The organism is Streptomyces sp. W1SF4 (assembly GCF_003950035.1).
GTDB lineage: Bacteria > Actinomycetota > Actinomycetes > Streptomycetales > Streptomycetaceae > Streptomyces > Streptomyces racemochromogenes.
Window position 1 is genome coordinate 3,918,968 of sequence record NZ_CP034350.1, and the last position, 20,373, is coordinate 3,939,340.

At 70.5% G+C, this 20,373-nt stretch carries 16 protein-coding genes and 3 tRNA genes; 9 read left to right on the forward strand and 10 right to left on the reverse strand.

Features of this window, described 5'->3' with window-relative positions:
• Positions 1–17: 17 nt before the first annotated feature.
• The 5 genes from D1J60_RS18285 to D1J60_RS18305 form a co-directional block, all read right to left on the reverse strand.
• Positions 18–779: an ABC transporter permease gene (locus D1J60_RS18285; protein ID WP_125821812.1), complete on the reverse strand. Its 762-nt coding sequence runs from the start codon at positions 777–779 to the stop codon at positions 18–20.
• A complete protein-coding gene (locus tag D1J60_RS18290; protein ID WP_125821813.1) occupies positions 776–1,732 on the reverse strand; it encodes an ABC transporter ATP-binding protein in 957 nt (318 codons plus the stop codon). The genes D1J60_RS18285 and D1J60_RS18290 overlap by 4 nt, the downstream gene beginning before the upstream one ends.
• A 158-nt stretch (positions 1,733–1,890) precedes the next feature.
• A tRNA-Gly gene (locus D1J60_RS18295) sits at positions 1,891–1,963 on the reverse strand.
• A 78-nt stretch (positions 1,964–2,041) separates the two neighbouring features.
• Positions 2,042–2,113, reverse strand: a tRNA-Gly gene (locus D1J60_RS18300).
• A gap of 142 nt (positions 2,114–2,255) precedes the next feature.
• Positions 2,256–2,573, reverse strand: coding sequence for an Lsr2 family protein (locus tag D1J60_RS18305; protein WP_125594810.1), 318 nt, complete (start codon positions 2,571–2,573; stop codon positions 2,256–2,258).
• Between the two features lie 327 nt (positions 2,574–2,900).
• On the opposite strand from D1J60_RS18305, the gene purS reads away from it, so the two are divergent.
• From purS to D1J60_RS18330, 5 genes are all read left to right on the forward strand, one after another.
• Positions 2,901–3,146, forward strand: a complete 246-nt coding sequence (gene purS / locus D1J60_RS18310; protein ID WP_042801325.1) for a phosphoribosylformylglycinamidine synthase subunit PurS — start codon at positions 2,901–2,903, stop codon at positions 3,144–3,146.
• 2 nt (positions 3,147–3,148) lie between these two features.
• Positions 3,149–3,829 carry a phosphoribosylformylglycinamidine synthase subunit PurQ gene (gene purQ, locus D1J60_RS18315; RefSeq protein WP_125594811.1) on the forward strand — a complete coding sequence of 227 codons (681 nt, stop codon included), beginning with the start codon at positions 3,149–3,151 and terminating at the stop codon, positions 3,827–3,829.
• Positions 3,826–6,075, forward strand: coding sequence for a phosphoribosylformylglycinamidine synthase subunit PurL (purL, locus tag D1J60_RS18320; protein ID WP_125821814.1), 2,250 nt, complete (start codon positions 3,826–3,828; stop codon positions 6,073–6,075). The genes purQ and purL overlap by 4 nt, the downstream gene beginning before the upstream one ends.
• 110 nt (positions 6,076–6,185) lie before the next feature.
• Positions 6,186–6,977: a maleylpyruvate isomerase family mycothiol-dependent enzyme gene (locus tag D1J60_RS18325; protein WP_125821815.1), complete on the forward strand. Its 792-nt coding sequence runs from the start codon at positions 6,186–6,188 to the stop codon at positions 6,975–6,977.
• Between the two features lie 41 nt (positions 6,978–7,018).
• Entirely contained in the window at positions 7,019–7,498 is a 480-nt protein-coding gene (locus tag D1J60_RS18330) for an META domain-containing protein (protein WP_125821816.1), read from the forward strand.
• Positions 7,499–7,520: 22 nt separating this feature from the next.
• Here the strand turns inward: D1J60_RS18330 and D1J60_RS18335 are convergent, their stop codons facing one another.
• Positions 7,521–8,945, reverse strand: coding sequence for a sulfatase-like hydrolase/transferase (locus D1J60_RS18335; RefSeq protein ID WP_241253312.1), 1,425 nt, complete (start codon positions 8,943–8,945; stop codon positions 7,521–7,523).
• A gap of 369 nt (positions 8,946–9,314) precedes the next feature.
• Between D1J60_RS18335 and purF the strand changes: the two genes are divergently transcribed.
• Complete coding sequence (gene purF, locus D1J60_RS18340) at positions 9,315–10,832, forward strand: amidophosphoribosyltransferase (protein ID WP_125602472.1); 1,518 nt, start codon at positions 9,315–9,317, stop codon at positions 10,830–10,832.
• A 118-nt stretch (positions 10,833–10,950) separates the two neighbouring features.
• Positions 10,951–12,021 (forward strand): phosphoribosylformylglycinamidine cyclo-ligase, encoded by a 1,071-nt coding sequence (purM, locus tag D1J60_RS18345; protein ID WP_125821817.1) that lies wholly within the window; start codon positions 10,951–10,953, stop codon positions 12,019–12,021.
• Positions 12,022–12,130: 109 nt separating this feature from the next.
• On the opposite strand, the gene D1J60_RS18350 is transcribed toward purM, so the two are convergent.
• Both D1J60_RS18350 and D1J60_RS18355 read right to left on the reverse strand, forming a co-directional pair.
• Positions 12,131–12,391, reverse strand: coding sequence for a DUF3073 domain-containing protein (locus D1J60_RS18350; RefSeq protein WP_125602468.1), 261 nt, complete (start codon positions 12,389–12,391; stop codon positions 12,131–12,133).
• A gap of 276 nt (positions 12,392–12,667) precedes the next feature.
• Entirely contained in the window at positions 12,668–13,777 is a 1,110-nt protein-coding gene (locus D1J60_RS18355; protein ID WP_125821818.1) for a Glu/Leu/Phe/Val dehydrogenase dimerization domain-containing protein, read from the reverse strand.
• A gap of 184 nt (positions 13,778–13,961) precedes the next feature.
• On the opposite strand from D1J60_RS18355, the gene D1J60_RS18360 reads away from it, so the two are divergent.
• Together D1J60_RS18360 and bldC are read left to right on the forward strand one after the other, a co-directional pair.
• On the forward strand, positions 13,962–14,801 hold the full coding sequence (locus tag D1J60_RS18360) for a hypothetical protein (protein ID WP_125821819.1): 840 nt from the start codon (positions 13,962–13,964) through the stop codon (positions 14,799–14,801).
• Between the two features lie 609 nt (positions 14,802–15,410).
• Positions 15,411–15,617, forward strand: a complete 207-nt coding sequence (gene bldC, locus D1J60_RS18365) for a developmental transcriptional regulator BldC (protein ID WP_003949541.1) — start codon at positions 15,411–15,413, stop codon at positions 15,615–15,617.
• A gap of 633 nt (positions 15,618–16,250) precedes the next feature.
• On the opposite strand, the gene D1J60_RS18370 is transcribed toward bldC, so the two are convergent.
• Together D1J60_RS18370 and hrpA are read right to left on the reverse strand one after the other, a co-directional pair.
• Positions 16,251–16,324: transfer RNA gene (locus tag D1J60_RS18370), tRNA-Asp, on the reverse strand.
• A gap of 71 nt (positions 16,325–16,395) precedes the next feature.
• The gene (hrpA, locus tag D1J60_RS18375; protein ID WP_125821820.1) at positions 16,396–20,319 is read right to left on the reverse strand and encodes an ATP-dependent RNA helicase HrpA; all 3,924 of its coding nucleotides are present in this window, start codon (positions 20,317–20,319) and stop codon (positions 16,396–16,398) included.
• Positions 20,320–20,373 lie beyond the last annotated feature (54 nt).

Here is a 20,373-nt window from a genome sequence, read left to right on the forward strand (position 1 = left end):
CCGGCTCTTCGCTCTGGTCAGCGGCGCGGCTCCCAGCGGAACCACCGCTGGACAGCAAACACCGTGACGATCATCCAGGCCAGCGTGGTGAGTGCGGCCCCCAGCAGGTCGTACCCCGTGCTCCCGCCGCTCCACCCGGCGCGGACGAGCGTCATCACACCGCTGAGCGGCAGGAGTTCGCACACGGAGGCCACCACGTCGGGCATCTTGTCCGTCGGCGCGAACACCCCCGAGCCGAGCATCGTCGCCAGGAACAGCGGCAGCGTGGTCAGCCCCGCGGTCTCCACGTTGCGGGTGACCGCGCTGGTGAGGGCGGCCAGGCCGGCGAGCAGCGGGAGCGCGGCGAGCACGCCCGCCACGACCAGCGCCGGGTTGTCGGGCATCGGCGCGCCCAGTACCGCGGCGCCCGCCACGGTGAGCGCGGCGATCTGCGCGAGGGCGATGGCGGTGGCGGGCAGCGCGCTCCCGGTGAGGATCTCCAGGTCGCCGGCCTCGCCGGTGCGCAGCCGCTTCAGTACGAGTTCCTCGCGGCGGGCCACGTACGCGGAGACCAGGTTCATGTAGACGACGAGCAGCAGCACCATCCCGATGCCGCCGGTGAGGGTGGCCTCGGCGACCGCGGCCGCGGTGTCCCCGCCGACGGAGGAGCGCAGGACGAACACCATCAGGACGGGCAGCAGCACGGCCACGCTCAGCGCGGCCCGGTTGCGCAGCAGCAGGGTCAGCTCGGAGCGGCCGAGGGCCGCGATCCGGCCGGGGTTCACGGTCATGGTGTTCATCGGGTCCCCGCCATCGTGTCGTCGTGGGCCAGAGCGCCGGTGCCCGTGTGGCGCCGGTTCCGGGCGATCTCCAGGAAGGCCTCCTCCAGGGAGGCGTGGCGGGCGTCGAGCCCGGCCAGGGCCACCCCGGTCCCGTCGGCCCAGCGCAGGAGGGCGCCGAGGTCGTGCTGGAGCCGGTCGGTGCGGATCTCGACCCGCTGCCCGTCGGCGGCCGCGCGCAGTTCCAGCGGGAGCCGGGCGGCCGGGACGCCGTCCGGCAGGGTGAAGCGGATCCGGGAGGGCTGGGTGGCCGTCACCTCCTCGGGGGTGCCGGACAGGACCAGCTCCCCCTCGTGCAGGATCGCGAGGCGGTCGGCGAGCTGCTCGGCCTCCTCCAGGTAGTGCGTGGTCAGCAGCACCGTGGTGCCCTGCGCGCGCAGTTCCCGGACGAGGGCCCAGGTGTCCTGGCGGCCCTCGGGGTCCATCCCGGTGGTCGGCTCGTCGAGGAAGAGCACCTCCGGCCGGCCCAGCAGGGCGAGCGCGAGGTCGAGCCGCCGCCGCTCGCCGCCGGACAGCTGCTTGACGCGTACGGACGCACGCGCGCCCAGTCCGACCAGGTCCAGGACCTCCGGAGCGGGGCGGGCGCCGGTGGTGACCCCGCTCCACATCCGGACGGTCTCGGTCACCGACAGGTCCGAGGGGAAGCCACCCTCCTGGAGCATGACCCCGGTCCGCGGGCGGACCTCGGCGCGCCGGGTGTGGGGGTCGAGGCCGAAGACGCGGACCTGTCCGCCGGTCGGGGCGGCGAGCCCCTCCAGCAGTTCGACCGTTGAGGTCTTGCCGGCGCCGTTGGTGCCGAGCAGGGCGAAGACCTCGCCGCGGGTCACGGAGAAGGTGACGCCCCGTACGGCTTCGAAGCCCCCGGCGTAGCCGCGGCGCAGTTCCTCGGCCTGGATCACTGTGTCGGTGGTCATGGCTCAAGCCTCGCGGCGGCCCGGCGGGCGCGGCAGTGCGCGCTGTCACGGCCCGCGATGACATTTGTCATCGGGTGTGCGCCGCGTCACGCACACGAAAGCGGGGAGGGAAATGACGAAGGCCCCGATCGGATTCCGATCGGGGCCTTCGTTCACTGAGCGGACGACGCGACTCGAACGCGCGACATCCACCTTGGCAAGGTGGTGCTCTACCAACTGAGCTACGTCCGCATGCTGCTACGACCTGGGCCGTTGCGATGCGAGCACTACTCTACCTGATCCACAACCGTGGTCGGTAAAGCGGTGCAGAGCGGGTGACAGGGATTGCACACTGCGCCTCCCCCCTGGAAGGGGGGTGTTCTGCTACTGAACTACACCCGCACGACTTCGGGGTTCTTGCCTTTCGGCCTCGCCCCTCGGCGTGATCCACACACTAGCCGATCGGAGGGGGTGCATGGCAAATCCGGGTCGGCGGACCACCGGACGGTGGCCGCCCGGTGGTCACCGGACGGCCACCGTCCGGTCAGTGCGCGGCTTCGTACGCGCTGTAGACGGTCTTGGGGATGCGGCCCCGCGGCGGCACGTCGTGCCCGTGCGAGCGGGCCCAGGCCCGCACGACCGCGGGGTCCGGCGCGATCGACGTCGTCTTGAACGCCTTCCCGGAGCGCGACCGGCGGCGGCCGGCGGCCACGAAGGGGGCCAGGCTCTTCCGCAGTTTCTTTGCGTTGGCCGCATTGAGGTCGATCTCGTACGACTTACCGTCCAGGGCGAACGTGACCGTTTCCGCCGCTTCTCCGCCATCGATGTCGTCGGAGATCGTGACTACTACGCGCTGCGCCACGGATATCGGTCCCTTCGTGCGCCGTCGCCGCGCGCTGACGTGCGGTGATGTCGCCTGTGTGGATGTTTCGGTGGAATACGTCAAACCGTTGGAATCCCGGCTGATTCCTTTGTACCGCGATTCGCATTGAATTGCGAAGCCCAGTTAATTGTCTCCGCGTGTCCCGTCGCAATCCCGGGGGCGTGGTTTTCCGGTGGATTTTGCGAAGCGTTGGTGAAGCCGAAACGGCGGCGGGTTCGGGCCGGGCAGATATCTACCCGCGTAGAAATTTCGGGCGGGTACGCTGAGGGAACCGCCTTCGCACCAACCACCTCATCGGGAGTGCCAGTGGCACGCGTCGTAGTCGACGTCATGCTCAAGCCGGAGATCCTCGACCCCCAGGGCCAGGCGGTGCAGCGTGCACTGCCGCGCCTGGGCTTCGATGGGATCGCCGACGTCCGCCAGGGGAAGCGTTTCGAACTGGAGGTGGAGGGACCGGTCGACCAGGCCGCCCTCGACCGCATCCACAAGATGGCCGAAACGTTCCTCGCCAACACCGTCATCGAAGACTTCACCGTGAAGGTCGAGGCCTGACGGTGACCACACGCATCGGAGTCGTCACGTTCCCCGGAACGCTCGACGACCGTGACTCGCTGCGCGCCGTCCGCCTCGCGGGGGCCGAGCCGGTCTCGCTCTGGCACCGCGACAAGGACCTGCACCAGGTCGACGCGGTCGTCCTCGCGGGCGGCTTCTCCTACGGGGACTACCTGCGCGCCGGAGCCATCTCCCGGTTCTCGCCGGTGATGGAGACCATCATCGAGCAGGCCAAGGCCGGCATGCCCGTCCTCGGCATCTGCAACGGCTTCCAGGTCCTCACCGAGGCCCACCTGCTGCCGGGGGCGATGCTCCGCAACAACCACCTCCACTTCATCTGCCGCGACCAGAAGCTGCGGGTGGAGAACGCGGACACCGCGTGGACCGGCGACTACACCGCCGGCCAGGAGATCTCCGTGCCGCTCAAGAACATGGACGGCCGCTACGTCGCCGACGAGCGCACCCTCGACGAACTGGAAGCCGAAGGCCGAGTGGCCTTCCGGTACCTCGACGTGAACCCCAACGGCTCGCTGCGCGACATCGCCGGCATCACCAACGCCGCGGGCAACGTCGTCGGCCTCATGCCGCACCCCGAGCACGCGGTCGAGCCGCTGATCGGGACCGGCCGCACCGATGGCCTCCCGTTCTTCACGTCGGTCCTGAAGAAGCTGGTCAGCGCATGAGCCTCGACACCGTAAAGAACGCCACCGAGACCCCGGACGCCTCCCAGCCCTGGAAGGAACTCGGCCTCAAGCAGGACGAGTACGCCCGGATCCGCGAGATCCTCGGCCGCCGCCCCACCGGCGCCGAGCTCGCCATGTACTCCGTGATGTGGTCCGAGCACTGCTCCTACAAGAGCAGCAAGGTCCACCTGCGCCAGTTCGGCGAGAAGGTCCCGGAGAACGACGCCATGCTCGTGGGCATCGGCGAGAACGCCGGCGTCGTCGACGTCGGCCAGGGCTACGCGGTCACCTTCAAGGTCGAGTCGCACAACCACCCGTCGTACATCGAGCCCTACCAGGGCGCGGCCACCGGCATCGGCGGCATCGTCCGCGACATCCTCGCGATGGGTGCCCGCCCGGTCGCCGTCGTGGACCCGCTGCGCTTCGGCGCGGCCGACCACCCCGACACCAAGCGCGTCCTGCCGGGCGTCGTCGCGGGCATCGGCGGCTACGGCAACTGCCTGGGCCTGGCCAACATCGGCGGCGAGGTCGTCTTCGACGAGTGCTACCAGGGCAACCCGCTGGTCAACGCCGGCTGCATCGGCGTCATGAAGCACGAGGACATCCACCTCGCCAAGGCCTCCGGCCCCGGCAACAAGGTCATCCTCTACGGAGCCCGCACCGGCGGCGACGGCATCGGCGGCGTCTCGGTCCTCGCGTCCGAGACCTTCGACGACACCAAGCCCACCAAGCGCCCCGCGGTGCAGGTCGGCGACCCCTTCCAGGAGAAGCTCCTCATCGAGTGCACCCTGGAGATCTTCAAGGAGAAGCTGGTCGCCGGCATCCAGGACCTCGGCGGCGCCGGGCTCTCCTGCGCCACCAGCGAGCTGGCCTCCGCCGGCTCCGGCGGCATGCGCGTCGAGCTCGACACCGTGCCGCTGCGCGACGCGACGCTCTCGCCCGAGGAGATCCTCATGAGCGAGTCGCAGGAGCGCATGTGCGCGATCGTCGAGCCGCAGTACGTCGACCGCTTCATGGAGATCTGCGAGAAGTGGGACGTCATCGCCACCGTCATCGGTGAGGTGACCGACGGCGAGCGCCTGGAGATCTTCTGGCACGGCGAGCAGATCGTGGACGTGCCCCCGGGCACCGTCGCCCACGAGGGCCCGGTCTACCAGCGCCCGTACGCCCGTCCCTCCTGGCAGGACGCCCTCCAGGCCGACGACGCGGGCGCGCTGCCCCGCCCCGGGACCTCCGAGGAGCTGCGCGCACAGGTCCTGGCCCTGGTCTCCTCCCCGAACCAGGCCTCCAAGTCCTGGGTCACCGACCAGTACGACCGCTTCGTGCAGGGCAACACCGTGCTGGCGCAGCCCGAGGACGCGGGCATGGTCCGCATCGACGAGGAGTCCAACCTCGGCGTGGCCATGTCCACCGACGGCAACGGCCGCTACGCCAAGCTCGACCCCTACGCGGGCGCGCAGCTGGCACTGGCGGAGTCGTACCGCAACGTCGCCGCGACGGGAGCGAAGCCGCTGGCCATCTCCAACTGCCTGAACTTCGGCTCCCCCGAGGACCCGGACGTCATGTGGCAGTTCGCCGAGGCCACCCGCGGCCTCGCGGACGGCTGCCTGGAGCTGGGCACCCCGGTCACCGGCGGCAACGTCTCCCTGTACAACCAGACGGGCGACGTCGCGATCCACCCGACCCCGGTCGTGGCCGTGCTCGGCGTCATCGACGACGTCAACCGCCGCACGCCGATGGCGTTCGCCGAGGCCGGCCAGCTGCTGTACCTGCTCGGCGACACGGCCGGGGAGTTCGGCGGCTCGGCCTGGTCCCAGGTCGTCCACGGCCACCTCGGCGGCCTGCCGCCCAAGGTGGACCTCGGCCGCGAGAAGCTGCTCGGCGAGATCCTGATCTCCGCCTCGCGCGACGGCATGATCGACGCCGCGCACGACCTGTCGGACGGCGGCGTCATCCAGGCGCTCACCGAGTCCTGCCTCAAGGGCGGCAACGGTGCGCGCGTGGTCGTCCCCGAGGGCCTGGACGCGTTCACCTTCCTGTTCTCCGAGTCCGCGGGCCGCGCCATCGTGGCCGTCCCGCGCAGCGAGGAGCTCCGCTTCACCGACATGTGCGGCGCGCGGGGCCTGCCGGCCGCCCGCATCGGTGTGGTCGACGGCGACGCGATCGAGGTCCAGGGCGAGTTCACGATCCCGCTGGCCGAGCTCCGCGAGGCCCACGAGGCGACGATCCCGGGCCTGCTGGCCTGATCCCGCACTCCGACCCGCACTGCGACCGACCCCCGTCCGGAACCTTCCGGGCGGGGGCCGGCCGTTTCCACGGCCGTCCGGCCCGCCGCCCGCCCGAGTAGGGTCGGGCCATGCCGCCCGCCAAGAAGAAGCCGCGCACCTACGACCAGGCGAAGATCCGTGCCGCGGTCACCGCCCAGTTCGGGCATCTGGCCCGGGGCGTCGCGGAGTTGACCCCCGAGCAGCTCGCCCGGCCCAGCGGGCTCGGGGAGTGGAGCGTGGCCGAGCTCGCCGCGCACGTCGCCTGGATCGCCGACTCGCTGGCCCACGGCCTCGCCCGGCCGCCCGCCGCCGTCGCCGAGCTGACCGCCGCCGAGTGGCCCTTCGCCACCGCCTCCCTCGCCGGCAAGATCTCCGAGGCCGCACGGGAGACCCTGACCGGCGCCCCGCTGCCCGAGCTGTACGAGCGGGCCGGCGCCCGCCTCGCCGCGGCGCTGGAGGCCAACCCGGGCAGCCGGGTGCTGGACCTGTGGATCGGCGACATGACCCTGGCCGACTTCCTGGTCACCCGCACCGTCGAGCTGGTCGTCCACACCGACGACCTGAACCGCGCCGCGGGACTCGGCATCCCCCTCGAGCGCCAGGCCCTGGCCGCCTGTACGCGCCTGCTCGCCGACGCCCTCGCGCTCAAGGCCCCCGGCGGTTCCGTCGAGGTACGGGTCCCGCCCTTCGCGGTGGTCCAGTGCGTCGAGGGCCCCCGTCACACCCGGGGCACCCCGCCGAACGTGGTGGAGACCGACCCGCTGACCTGGATCCGGCTCGCTACGGGCCGTACCCGCTGGGCCGGGGAACTGGACGCCGCCCGGGTCAGCGCCAGCGGCGAGCGCGCCGACCTGTCGGGGCTGCTGCCCCTGATGAGCTGAGCGGGACGGAACCGGCCGGGCGCCCGGTCCGTCCCAGGGGCATGCGTACCCTCAGGCTCCTCACGACCGGCGCCCTGGCCCTCGTACTGGCCCTGACCGCGTGCAGTGCGGCCGGGCAGGACGGCGGCGACGCCGCCCCGACCGAGCAGACCCCCGCCACGGCGCCCGTCCCGGACGCCCCGCTCACCACCACCGCCTGGACCGTGCGCTCCGTCGCCGGGACCACCGCCCCCGCGGACCGGGAGGCCCGCTTCACCCTCACCCCCGAGGGCGCGGCGAGCGGCACCCTCGGCTGCAACCGCTTCAGCGCCCCCGTCACCGTCGACGGCACCACCGTGACCTTCGGCCCCGTCACCAGCACCCGGATGGCCTGCGAGGGCGCGGCGGGGGAGGTGGAGCGGGCCCTGACCACCCTCTTCGGCGCCGGGCCCCTGACCTGGAAGATCCAGGGCGGGACCCTCACCCTCACCGCCCCCGACGGCGCCACCGCCACCGCCGAGGCGGCCTCCGCCGCGGAGTGACCCCGTCCCGCGCCTCCGCCGGTCAGGCCGGGTAGGGCAGCAGCCCGGCGTCGACCGTCTCCCAGGCGCGGCGCAGCTCCGCCAGCCGGGCCGGCTCGGAGGCGGCCTTGTCGGCCTGCTCCCGCAGGTCCCCGGCCAGGTTGAACAGCTGGTCGCGCCCCGACTTGCCGCGGTAGTACTTCCAGTCGCCCCGACGCAGCGCCCGCTCACCGCGCACCCGCCAGAACAGGTCCCGCTCGGCCGGCTTCTCGCCGCGCAGCAGGTACCCGGCCAGGCTCACCCCGTCCAGCGGGTACGCCCGGTGCGGCCGGGTGCCGGCCAGCTCCAGCAGGGTCGCGGTCCAGTCGGGGCTGAACACGGGCACCCGGCTGACCTGGCCGCCGTCCAGCCGGGCGGGCCAGCGGACGATGTTCGGCACGCGGATCCCGCCCTCCTGGAGCGAGGCCTTGTTGCCGGACAGCGGCCAGTTGTAGGAGAAGCGCTCGCCGCCGTTGTCGCTGGAGAAGACGACCAGGGTGTTCTCCTCCTGGCCGGAGCGCTTCAGCGCCTGGAGCACCTCGCCGACCGACCGGTCGAGGTCCTCGACCATCTGCTGGTACTTCCGGACCGAGCCGCCGTCCTGGTGCCACAGCGCCCGTGCGTCGCCCGCCTTGATCCGCCGGACGATCTCGGCGCTCTCGGCGGTGTCCCCGTCGGCGATCCACGGCCAGTGCGGGGTGGTGAAGTTGAGGTTCAGCAGCCACGGCCTTCCGCCGTGGTCGCGCGAGACGTACTCGCTCGCCCGCTCCGTGATGATCCGCGTGTAGTAGCGCAGGTCCTTGTACTCGGCGTCGCCCTCGTAGAGGTCGTACTCGCCGCCCAGGCCCAGCTTGGAGTAGTACTCCAGGGCCCCGCCGAAGTTGCCGAAGAACGTGTCCCAGCCGGACTTCGTGGGGCTGTAGTCGGGCAGGTAGCCGGCGTGCCACTTGCCGATCAGCGCGGTGGCGTAGCCGGCTTCCTTCAGCAGCGAGGCCAGCGTCGGGTGCGTCGGGTCCAGGCCCGCCGACTTGTCGGCGATCGGCTCCGCCAGGCCGCCCCTGGTACGGGCCGGGTAGCGCCCGGTGTACAGGCTGAACCGGGTCGGGGAGCAGGTCGCGGAACCGGAGTAGGCGTCGGTGAAGCGGACCCCCTGGCGGGCGAGGCGGTCCAGGTTCGGGGTCTTGATGTGCGGGGAGCCGTACGAGGAGAGGTCGGCCCAGCCGAGGTCGTCCCCGAGGATGAACAGGATGTTCGGGCGGCGGGACGACCGGCCGCGCGCGGCCCGGAACTCGCGCTCCTGCGGACCCGTCTCACGGGCGTCGGCGGCCTGCGCCGGAGCCGCGCCGAGGCCCACCGCGGCGGTGGCCGCGGCCCCTCCGACGGCCCCTCCGAAGGCACGGCGGGACAGCTTGCTGTTGTACGAAGACACGAGAACTCCAAGGCGCGGCCCGGCCACCCCCGCCCCGGCCGGGCGCGGGACGGCGCGCGACACGGCGGGGCGGGGGCCGGGCGGGGCTGGGCGGGCGAAATCAGGAAGAAGCAGAAAGAGTTGTGGCTACGCAGAACAGCGACAGATGGCGCTCGCGACACGGACCAGGTCTACGTGGCGGCGCTCGACGAGGGTGACGGAACGGTCACCGAGAGGCTGCATGGGGCGAGAGCCTGTACGAATTCCCTCGTAGCTGTCAACAAAGTGATCGGAATACGAGACGGGGCCGCCCCGTCACCCTCTGTGCTGTGAGATTTCCCGGCCGTCCCCAATTCGGACCAGTGGTCGATCTCGCCTACACTCGGTGGCGTGCCTCGTGGTGATGGACGACTCAACCACGACCTGCTCCCCGGTGAGAAGGGCCCCCAGGACGCTTGCGGCGTCTTCGGTGTCTGGGCTCCGGGTGAAGAGGTCGCCAAGCTCACCTACTTCGGACTGTATGCACTGCAGCACCGCGGACAAGAGTCCGCGGGAATCGCTGTGAGCAACGGTTCCCAGATCCTCGTCTTCAAGGACATGGGCCTCGTTTCCCAGGTCTTCGACGAAACCTCCCTCGGATCCCTCCAAGGTCATATCGCGGTCGGTCACGCCCGCTACTCGACCACCGGAGCCTCCGTCTGGGAGAACGCTCAGCCCACCTTCAGGGCGACCGCCCACGGCTCTATCGCCCTGGGTCACAACGGCAACCTGGTGAACACCGCCGAGCTCGCCGAGATGGTCGCCGACCTCCCCCGTCAGGACGGCCGTGCCACCCAGGTGGCCGCCACCAACGACACCGACCTGGTCACCGCCCTCCTCGCCGGACAGACCGACGAGGACGGCAAGCCCCTGACCATCGAGGAGTCGGCCGCCAAGGTCCTCCCCCAGGTCAAGGGCGCCTTCTCCCTGGTCTTCATGGACGAGGGAACCCTCTACACCGCCCGTGACCCGCAGGGCATCCGCCCGCTGGTCCTCGGCCGCCTGGAGCGCGGCTGGGTGGTCGCGAGCGAGACCGCCGCCCTCGACATCTGCGGCGCCAGCTTCGTCCGCGAGGTCGAGCCGGGCGAGCTCATCGCGATCGACGAGAACGGCCTGCGCACCTCGCGCTTCGCGGAAGCGAAGCCCAAGGGCTGCGTGTTCGAGTACGTCTACCTGGCGCGCCCGGACACCGACATCGCCGGCCGGAACGTCTACCTCTCGCGCGTCGAGATGGGCCGGCGCCTCGCCAAGGAGGCCCCGGTCGAGGCCGACCTGGTGATAGCGACGCCGGAGTCCGGCACGCCCGCCGCCGTCGGCTACGCCGAAGCCAGCGGGATCCCGTACGGCTCCGGCCTGGTCAAGAACGCCTACGTCGGCCGGACCTTCATCCAGCCCTCGCAGACGATCCGCCAGCTCGGCATCCGCCTCAAGCTCAACCCGCTCAAGGAAGTCATCCGGGGCAAGCGCCTCGTCGTCGTCGACGACTCGATCGTCCGCGGCAACACCCAGCGCGCCCTGGTGAAGATGCTCCGCGAGGCCGGTGCGGCCGAGGTCCACATCCGGATCTCCTCCCCGCCGGTGAAGTGGCCGTGCTTCTTCGGCATCGACTTCGCCACCCGGGCCGAGCTGATCGCCAACGGCATGACGGTCGACGAGATCGCCACGTCGCTCGGCGCGGACTCGCTCTCGTACATCTCGCTCGACGCGATGATCGAGGCGACCACCATCCAGAAGCCCAACCTCTGCCGTGCCTGCTTCGACGGCGAGTACCCCATGGAGCTGCCCGACCCGCAGCTCCTGGGCAAGCAGCTCCTGGAGAACGAGCTCGCGGGCGGCACGGACGCCGCCGACGCGCTCCGCCGCCCGTAGGCCCGTGGGCCGGCCCTCTCCGGGCCGGCCCGGCTCCACCTGCGCCGAGCCCTGTCTTTGAGGCTTCTCCCAGGGCCCGGCACCACACGCAGCAACGACACGAAAGCTCTCGCCTGCCATGACAGAGAAGACCACCGGTGCCAGCTACGCAGCCGCCGGCGTCGACATCGAAGCGGGCGACCGCGCCGTCGAGCTGATGAAGGAGTGGGTGAAGAAGACGCAGCGCCCCGAGGTCCTCGGCGGCCTCGGCGGCTTCGCCGGCCTCTTCGACGCCTCCGCCCTCAAGCGCTACGAGCGCCCCCTGCTGGCCTCGGCCACCGACGGCGTGGGCACCAAGGTCGACATCGCCCGTCAGCTGGGCGTGTACGACACCATCGGCCACGACCTGGTCGCCATGGTCATGGACGACATCGTCGTCTGCGGCGCCGAGCCGCTCTTCATGACGGACTACATCTGCGTCGGCAAGGTGCACCCCGAGCGTGTCGCGGCCATCGTCAAGGGCATCGCCGAGGGCTGTGTCCTCGCCGGCTGCGCCCTCGTCGGCGGCGAGACCGCCGAGCACCCGGGCCTGCTCGGACCGGACGACTTCGACGTCGCCGGCGCCGGCACCGGCGTGGTCGAGTACGACCGCCTCCTGGGCGCCGATCGCATCCGTACGGGTGACGCCGTCATCGCGATGGCTTCGTCCGGCCTTCACTCGAACGGGTACTCGCTCGTCCGGCACGTCCTCTTCGACCGGGCCGGGATGTCCCTGGACCAGCACGTCGAGGAGCTCGGCCGCACCCTCGGCGAGGAGCTGCTGGAGCCCACCAAGATCTACTCGCTGGACTGCCTGGCCCTCACCCGGACGGCCGAGGTCCACGCGTACTCGCACATCACGGGCGGCGGCCTCGCGGCCAACCTCGCCCGGGTCATCCCGGACCACCTGCACGCCACCGTCGACCGCTCCACCTGGACGCCCGGCGCGATCTTCGACCTGGTCGGCAAGGCCGGCAGCGTCGAGCAGCTGGAGCTGGAGAAGACCCTGAACATGGGCGTCGGCATGATGGCCGTGGTCCCGCAGGAGTCGGTGGAGGTGGCCCTGACCACCCTCGCGGACCGGGGCGTCGAGGCCTGGGTCGCCGGCGAGATCCTGGACCGGGGCGACCACGCCAAGGGCGCGACCCTGACCGGGAGCTACGCGGTCTGAGCAGCACTGAAACCCGGTCCGGGGCAATGCCCTGGACCGGGTTTCGGCACGTGTGGAACGAGTTCAGTCAGCCTGCGGGTCCGCACGCCGTGAACAGAGGACCGCTGCGTCAAGCCCCGCGACGGTGCGCTGAGGGACCGGACTGTTCGTCCTCGTCCTCGTCGTCATCGTTGTACAGATCCGCGTACTTGGCGTACGGGTCGTCGTCGTCCAGATCGTCATCGACTTCGACCGGCGCGCTGATAGGCAGCGGCTCTGTCTGCGATGCGCCCAGCTCATTGGCCAGACGCGAGAGGTCAGTCCCGCCGCTGTTGTACTTCAGCTGGCGGGCGACCTTTGTCTGCTTGGCCTTGGCCCGGCCGCGCCCCATGGCTCGACCCCCTCGGTGACGGGGCTCGACGGCCCCAGAGTCTGACACGCGTTCATGGTTCGGAGCGGGCTCTCCGTGGAGAGACCGTCCGTAGGGGTTTAACGGTACCTGCTTCCGCGGCCATACGGTACGCCGCCCGCATGACGCGCCTCTCCACAGAACCAGCGGGACACCCCGTACTCGCTGGTCAGCTGCGATTTTAACGCTTTCCTGGCCGCCGACCCGCCGAAGCGCAGTGAGTTCTGTCTCGCCGCGCTCCGGCGGGTCCCGGAAGGGCTACGCCTTGCGTGCCGCGGCGCGCTCCGCGAGGGCCTCGGACATCCGCTGCTCGGCGATCCGGTCGGCCGCCGCGGCCGGCGGGATCCCGTCCGCCTTCGCACGTGCGAATATGGCCAGCGTGGTGTCGAAGATCTTCGAGGCCTTCGCCTTGCACCGGTCGAAGTCGAAGCCGTGCAGCTCGTCGGCGACCTGGATGACCCCGCCCGCGTTGACCACGTAGTCGGGGGCGTAGAGGATCCCGCGGTCCGCGAGGTCCTTCTCCACACCGGGGTGGGCGAGCTGGTTGTTCGCCGCGCCGCAGACGACCGTCGCGGTCAGGACCGGGACGGAGTGGTCGTTGAGGGCACCGCCGAGCGCGCAGGGGGCGTAGATGTCCAGGCCCTCCACGCGGATCAGGGCCTCGGTGTCGGCGACGGCGCTGAGCTTCGCGTCCGGGTGGAGGTCGAGGAGCTCGCGGACGGACTCCTCGCGGACGTCCGTGATCACGACCTCGGCGCCGTCCTCCAGCAGGTGCCGCACCAGGTGCTTGCCGACCTTGCCCACGCCCGCGACACCGACCTTGCGGCCGCGCAGCGTCGGGTCGCCCCACAGGTGCTGGGCGCTGGCGCGCATGCCCTGGAAGACGCCGTAGGCGGTGAGCACGGAGGAGTCGCCGGCGCCGCCGTTCTCGGGGGAGCGGCCGGTGGCCCAGCGGGTCTCGCGGGCGACGACGTCCATGTCCGCGACGTAGGTGCCGACGTCGCAGGCGGTGACGTAGCGGCCGCCGAGCGACTCCACGAACCGGCCGTAGGCCAGCAGGAGTTCCTCGCTCTTGAGGGTGGAGGGGTCGCCGATGATCACGGCCTTGCCGCCGCCGAGGTCGAGACCGGCGAGGGCGTTCTTGTAGGACATGCCGCGCGAGAGGTTCAGCGCGTCGCGGACGGCTTCCTCGTCCGAGGCGTACGCGTGGAAGCGCGTGCCGCCGAGGGCGGGGCCCAGGGCGGTGGAGTGGATGGCGATGACGGCCTTGAGGCCCGTGGCTCGGTCCTGGCACAGCACGACTTGCTCGTGGCCGCCCTGCTCCGAGCGGAACAGGGTGTGCAGGACGCCGTCGGTCATTTCGGTCACGGTGGTGACTCCCATGGAAGAGATGCGGCGGAAAGACGCCCGCCCTGCGGGTGGGGGAGGGCGCACTGGGAGCAGAGTAAGACCTGCGGCGCGCGGGGGTACCCCCTGTCCGGGGATCGGAACGCTCCCGGGTTGCCGCGGCCCCGGAGGTGAGCCGGAGCGGCAAAAGGGGGAGGACCGGTGCGTGAGCGAATCCCCACGGCCCGCGCCGGCCGTCCCGTACGCCTCCTACCTGCGCGTGTACGAGCCCCTGGCGGCGTTCGCGGAGCCCGAGCGCACGCACTGGGCCGCGTACGCCCGGCGCGGGACCGCCCCGACGGCCCAGGACGAACTGCGGCGCTCGCTCTCCGATTTGGTACGGGTCCCCGTGGTCGGGGTCCCGGTGCACGAGAGCGGCGACGCCTTCACGGCGGAGCGGGACGGGGTGCTGCTGGTGTGTCCCTGGCGGACCCGGCTGCGCGGCTGGCTGGCGCTGCAGGAGCTGGTCGCCGAGTTCCCGCGCCCGGTGCTGGACGCGGCGCTGCCGCCGGCGCAGCGGCGCCGGGCCGCCGAGGCGTACGAGGCCTGGCGCGAGCGGAACCCGGACGGCCGGCCGTGGATCCGGACCGGGGTGTGGCAGGTCCCGCTGCGCTGGTTCGTACTGGTGGCGGACGAGGAGCGGGAGTACCTGCCGGGCGAGCGGCTGCGCTACCGGACGCCGATGGTGCAGGCCCGGCGGCGGCTCGCGCGGGCGCTGCGGACGCTGCGGGCGCAGGAGGGCCGGGGCTACGGGCCGCTGGCGGACGGGCTGGTGGAGGTCGGGAGCTGGCTGGAGGAGTTCCATCCGCGCTCGATGGTCGAACTGGACTACGGGGGGCTGCTGCACGCGCTGCCGGCTGACGGCCTGGCGGGGGACCGGTCGGCCCGCGACCTGGCGGAGGGCCTCGCCGCGCTGCGGGCGGGTGACCTGGAGGGCGCCGCGGAGGTCTACGGGGAGCTCTCGGTGCGGTGGCGGGCGGTCCGGGAGAGGCTCTTCGCGAACTAGGAGGGCTTGGGGCCTTTCGGAACCGGGGGCCGGTGGGGATCATGTACGAATCCCGTTCGGTACCCGTTCGGACCCCTGGCGTATCGCCCGTATCGGTTGTCATCGGCTGATCCGCCACAATACGCAGATCAGGGGTTCGATCACCGCATTAGGGTCTTAGTTCCAGGACCTACGTCCCGATACGGGCCATTGGCCCAAGCGTGACGGAACGCACTATCCACACCCTTGCGTCCTTCCCCTACCCTCGTGCCAAAATAGGACAAGGAGTCCGGGGAGGGTTCCTTCCACCCAACTTTGGGCGGAATGCTCGGTATTGCACTCTATGGGGGGTCTGACGACTCCTGATCGCTCTGTGACTGATCGTCACAGTGGGGTGACTGTCCGTTATGGGACGGTCCATCGGCTTCCGCCGCTGATGAACACCTCGGAGGGCAATTCCATCGGTTTGGCCGTCGAGGCTGGACGGATGGTGTAGTTGTAGTGCCGAGGACAAGCCGTTCGTCCTATAACCGACTCGGCCTGCGTATGTCCATTTCGGGCAACGTGGGCCAAGGTGCAGAATTTAGAGGAAAGAACCGAGATGGTTCGGTTCTCCCGAGGAGGCCGCTCATGACCGCTCGCACCCCTGATGCCGAGCCGCTGCTGACCCCGGCTGAGGTTGCCACGATGTTCCGCGTGGACCCGAAGACGGTCACCCGCTGGGCCAAGGCTGGCAAGCTCACGTCCATCCGCACCCTGGGTGGACACCGCCGTTACCGCGAGGCCGAGGTCCGCGCACTGCTCGCGGGAATTCCGCAGCAGCGCAGCGAGGCCTGAGGTCCCGTAGCAACACCGCATTAACGGGTACGTGTCGGATCCCCCAATCCGATGAAACCCACATGGCTTCATCGGCTGGGCCTGCCCCAACAGGTCACTGCCGTTCGATCGCGCTGGACTCCGCCGGGTCCAGCGCGATCTTTTTTGTGTCCGTGACACTCCCGGGCGGCCCCGGGAGGAGTCCGGGGATCCCGTCGTTCCCGGGCGCCGGCGGGCTGGGTGCCATTGCACATATTAAATTGAGCATGCGTAGGGGTCCGATAAGCGTACGCATCTCAAAAACTCATGCGGTGACTCCCGTCACAGCTGATAACTCTTGTACATCCGGCAATGCCCCCCGTAAAGGGAGGTCCGGTACAGAGCGCCTCATGCGTACGGGGGATTTCTCCCCTCTGGGCGATGTGTTCCCCCGGCCCGCTCAGGGGCCCCTGCAAGGCCCCGGGGGCCGGGCCGGTGAACCGGGAGCGCCGAGGGGGCGCCGGGGCTTCCAGCGGCCCCACAGGGGCGCCGCGCGCCCCGGCCGATCACGACACGGAGGGCCGGGCGGGCCCGCCGGTGCCGCGCGCACGGTCCGGTACCCGGATACGCGTCAGGGCCCGTATCCCTGGCGGGATACGGGCCCTGACGTTTCTGCGATCCTGACGGGACTTGAACCCGCGACCTCCACCTTGACAGGGTGGCGAGCTAACCAACTGCTCCACAGGACCTTGATTCGCGGCCCACTGGCGCGGCTGCGAAACAGACTGTACAGCAGCTCAGGGGGTGCGGTCGAACCGGATCACGGCGCCGCCGCGTCCACGGCCTTCACGATCCGCTTGTCGGAGATCGGATACGCCGTTCCCAGGGCGTGCGCGAAGTAGCTGACCCGCAACTCCTCGATCATCCAGCGGATCTCGGTGACCGCCTCCGGGACCGGCCGGCCCTTCGGCAACTGCTCGAGCAGCCACAGGTACTCGTCCCGCATCTCGTGGACCTTCTGCATGCGCGTCGTGTCGCGCTGGGCGCCCGTCGGCATCTGCTGCAGCCGCCGATCGGCCGCCACCAGATAGCGCATCAGGTCCGGCAGCCGCTTCAGCCCGGTCAGGGTCACGAAACCGGCCGGCACCAACGCCGCCAGCTGCGCCTTCACGTCCGCGACGTTCGCCATCAGGGCCAGGCTGTTCGTGGCCTTCAGCCGCCGCTCACAGGCCTGCCAGGCCGCCAGCACCTGCTGCACCTGCGCGACCGTCCGCACCGTCGTGTCCACCAGGTCCGCCCGTACCTTGTCGTACAGCCGGCGGAAACCGGCCTCGTCCCAGGCGGGACCGCCGTGGTCGGCGATCAGCTTGTCGGCGGCCGCCGTCGCGCAGTCGTCGAACAGTGCCTGGATGGAGCCGTGCGGATTGCGCGACAGCGCCAGCTTCTGCTGGTTCGACAGCTTCTCCGAGGCGAACTTCGCCGGGTTCACCGGGATGTTCAGCAGGATCAGCCGCCGCGTGCCGAGCCACATCGCCCGCTGCTGCTCGGCCTCCGTGTCGAAGAGCCGTACGGAGACGCTCGCCCCGTCGTCCACCAGCGCCGGGTACGCCTTCACCGGCTGGCCGGCCCGGCGGGTCTCGAAGACCTTCTCCAGCGTGCCGATCGTCCAGTCCGTCAGACCGGTGCGCTCCAGGGACTCCCCGCCCGCCCGCTCGGCGGTGGCCGCCGCGGCCTTGGAGAGCGCCTGGCGGGCCTTCGGCTTCAGCTTCAGCCGCAGCGCCTCCAGGTCCTTGTCCTCGGCCAGGTTGCGGCGCCGCTCGTCGACGATCCGGAACGTGATCTTGAGGTGGTCCGGGATCCGGCCGAGGTCGAAGTCCTCCGCCGACACCGGCACGCCCACCATCCGGTGCAGCTCGCGCGCCAGCGTCACCGGCAGCGGCTCCTGCATCGGATGCGCCGTCCGCAGGAAACGCGTCGCGTAGTTCGGCGCCGGTACGTAGTGCCGGCGGATCGGCTTGGGCAGCGAACGGATCAGCTCCGTGACGACCTCCTCCCGCAGACCCGGGATCTGCCAGTCGAAGCCCTCGTCCGTGACCTGGTTCAGCACCTGGAGCGGAATGTGCACGGTCACACCGTCCGCGTCCGCACCCGGCTCGAACTGGTACGTCACCCGGAACTTCAGCTGCCCCTGCCGCCAGGAGTCCGGATAGTCGGCCTTGGTGACCCCGGCCGCCTTCTCCGTCAGCAGCATCTCGCGCTCGAAGTCGAGGAGTTCGGGCTCCTCGCGCTTCTTGTGCTTCCACCACGAGTCGAAGTGCGCCCCCGACACCACGTGCTCCGGGATCCGCTGGTCGTAGAAGTCGAACAGGGTCTCGTCGTCCACGACGATGTCGCGGCGCCGCGCCCGGTTCTCCAGCTCCTCGACCTCGGTCAGCAGCTTGCGGTTGTCGGCGTAGAACTTGTGGTGGGTCCGCCAGTCGCCCTCGACCAGCGCGTTGCGGATGAACAGCTCCCGCGACACCTCCGGGTCGATCCGGCCGTAGTTGATCTTCCGCTGGGCGACGATCGGCACGCCGTACAGCGTGACCTTCTCGTACGCCATCACGGCCGCCTGGTCCTTCTCCCAGTGCGGCTCGCTGTACGTGCGCTTGATCAGGTGCTGGGCGAGCGGCTCCACCCACTCCGGCTCCACCTTGGCGTTCACCCGCGCCCACAGCCGCGAGGTCTCCACCAGCTCCGCCGACATCAGGAACTTCGGCTGCTTCTTGAACAGCGCCGACCCCGGGAACACCGCGAACTTCGCCGACCGCGCGCCCAGGTACTCGTTCTTGTCGGTGTCCTTCAGCCCGATGTGCGACAGCAGGCCGGCCAGCAGCGAGATGTGGATGTTCGTCTCGGCGCCGTCGGCCTCGTTGACGTGGATCCCCATCGTCCGCGCCACCGACCGCAGCTGGGCGTAGATGTCCTGCCACTCCCGGATCCGCAGGAAGTTCAGGTACTCCTGCTTGCACATCCGGCGGAAGGACGACGAGCCGCGCTCCTTCTGCTGCTCGCGGACGTACCGCCACATGTTCAGGTACGAGAGGAAGTCGCTCGTCTCGTCCTTGAACCGGGCGTGGTTCTGGTCCGCCTGCGTCTGCTTGTCCGACGGCCGCTCCCGCGGGTCCTGGATGGACAGGGCCGCCGCGATGACCATGACCTCGCGGACGCAGTTGTTCTTGTCCGCCTCCACGACCATGCGGGCCAGCCGCGGGTCCACCGGCAGCTGGGAGAGCTGGCGGCCCATCGGCGTGAGCCGCTTGCGGTGGTCCTTCTCGGCCGGGTCCAGCGCGCCCAGCTCCTGCAGCAGCTGCACGCCGTCGCGGATGTTGCGGTGGTCCGGCGGGTCGATAAACGGGAACTTCTCGATCTCGCCGAGCCCGGCCGCCGTCATCTGGAGGATGACCGACGCCAGGTTCGTCCGCAGGATCTCGGCGTCCGTGAACTCCGGACGGGCGTTGAAGTCGTCCTCGGAGTACAGCCGGATGCAGATGCCGTCACTGGTACGGCCGCAGCGGCCCTTGCGCTGGTTGGCGCTGGCCTGGCTGATCCGCTCGATCGGCAGCCGCTGCACCTTGGTGCGGTGGCTGTAGCGGGAGATGCGGGCCGTACCCGGGTCGATCACGTACTTGATGCCGGGGACCGTCAGGGAGGTCTCGGCGACGTTCGTCGCGAGGACGATCCGGCGGCCGGTGTGCGCCTGGAACACCCGGTGCTGCTCGGCGTGCGAGAGCCGGGCGTAGAGGGGGAGCACCTCCGTGAAGCGCAGCTTCTTCTTCACCAGCGCGTCGGCGGTGTCGCGGATCTCCCGCTCACCGGAGAGGAAGACCAGGATGTCACCCGGGCCCTCGGCCTGGAGCTCGTCGACGGCGTCGCAGATCGCGGTGATCTGGTCGCGGTCGCTCTCCTCGCTGTCCTCTTCCAGCAGCGGCCGGTAGCGGACCTCGACCGGGTACGTCCGGCCGCTGACCTCGACGATCGGGGCGTCGCCGAAGTGGCGGGAGAAACGCTCCGGGTCGATGGTCGCGGAGGTGATGACCACCTTCAGGTCCGGGCGCTTCGGCAGCAGCGTGGCCAGGTAGCCGAGCAGGAAGTCGATGTTCAGCGACCGCTCGTGCGCCTCGTCGATGATGATCGTGTCGTAGGCGCGCAGCTCGCGGTCCGTCTGGATCTCGGCGAGCAGGATGCCGTCCGTCATCAGCTTCACGAAGGTCGTGTCCTGGTCCACCTGGTCGGTGAAGCGGACCTTCCAGCCGACCGTCTGGCCGATCTCGGACTTCAGCTCCTCCGCGATGCGCTCCGCGACCGTGCGGGCGGCGATCCGCCGGGGCTGGGTGTGCCCGATCATGCCTCGGACGCCGCGCCCCAGCTCCATGCAGATCTTGGGGATCTGGGTGGTCTTGCCGGAGCCGGTCTCGCCCGCGACGATCACGACCTGGTGGTCGCGTATCGCCTCGGCGATCTCCTCCTTCTTCTGGCTGACGGGCAGGTTCTCGGGATACGTGACCTCCGGCATGCGCGAGGCGCGGCCGGCCAGTCGCGCGGCGGCCTTCTCGGCCTCCGCGGCGATCTCGTCGAGCACGGCCTGCCTGGCCTCGGGCTTGCGGATGCGGCGGGCGCCCTCGAGGCGGCGGCCGAGGCGGTGCGCGTCACGGAGGGAGATCTCCCCGAGAAGCGTCTGCAGGGCGGCGAAGGAAGTAGACATACCTGATCGAGGATCTCACCTGGGCCGGGCGGGTGGCGAACGCATTTGTGCCCC

Bases quoted from the DNA above. Each gene is read 5' to 3' on its own strand.
- D1J60_RS18285 (WP_125821812.1), bottom strand. From the start codon at position 779: ATGAACACCATGACCGTGAACCCCGGCCGGATCGCGGCCCTCGGCCGC.
- D1J60_RS18290 (WP_125821813.1), bottom strand. From the start codon at position 1,732: ATGACCACCGACACAGTGATCCAGGCCGAGGAACTGCGCCGCGGCTAC.
- purL (WP_125821814.1), top strand. From the start codon at position 3,826: ATGAGCCTCGACACCGTAAAGAACGCCACCGAGACCCCGGACGCCTCC.
- D1J60_RS18325 (WP_125821815.1), top strand. From the start codon at position 6,186: ATGCCGCCCGCCAAGAAGAAGCCGCGCACCTACGACCAGGCGAAGATC.
- D1J60_RS18330 (WP_125821816.1), top strand. From the start codon at position 7,019: ATGCGTACCCTCAGGCTCCTCACGACCGGCGCCCTGGCCCTCGTACTG.
- purM (WP_125821817.1), top strand. From the start codon at position 10,951: ATGACAGAGAAGACCACCGGTGCCAGCTACGCAGCCGCCGGCGTCGAC.
- D1J60_RS18350 (WP_125602468.1), bottom strand. From the start codon at position 12,391: ATGGGGCGCGGCCGGGCCAAGGCCAAGCAGACAAAGGTCGCCCGCCAG.
- bldC (WP_003949541.1), top strand. From the start codon at position 15,411: ATGACCGCTCGCACCCCTGATGCCGAGCCGCTGCTGACCCCGGCTGAG.
- hrpA (WP_125821820.1), bottom strand. From the start codon at position 20,319: ATGTCTACTTCCTTCGCCGCCCTGCAGACGCTTCTCGGGGAGATCTCC.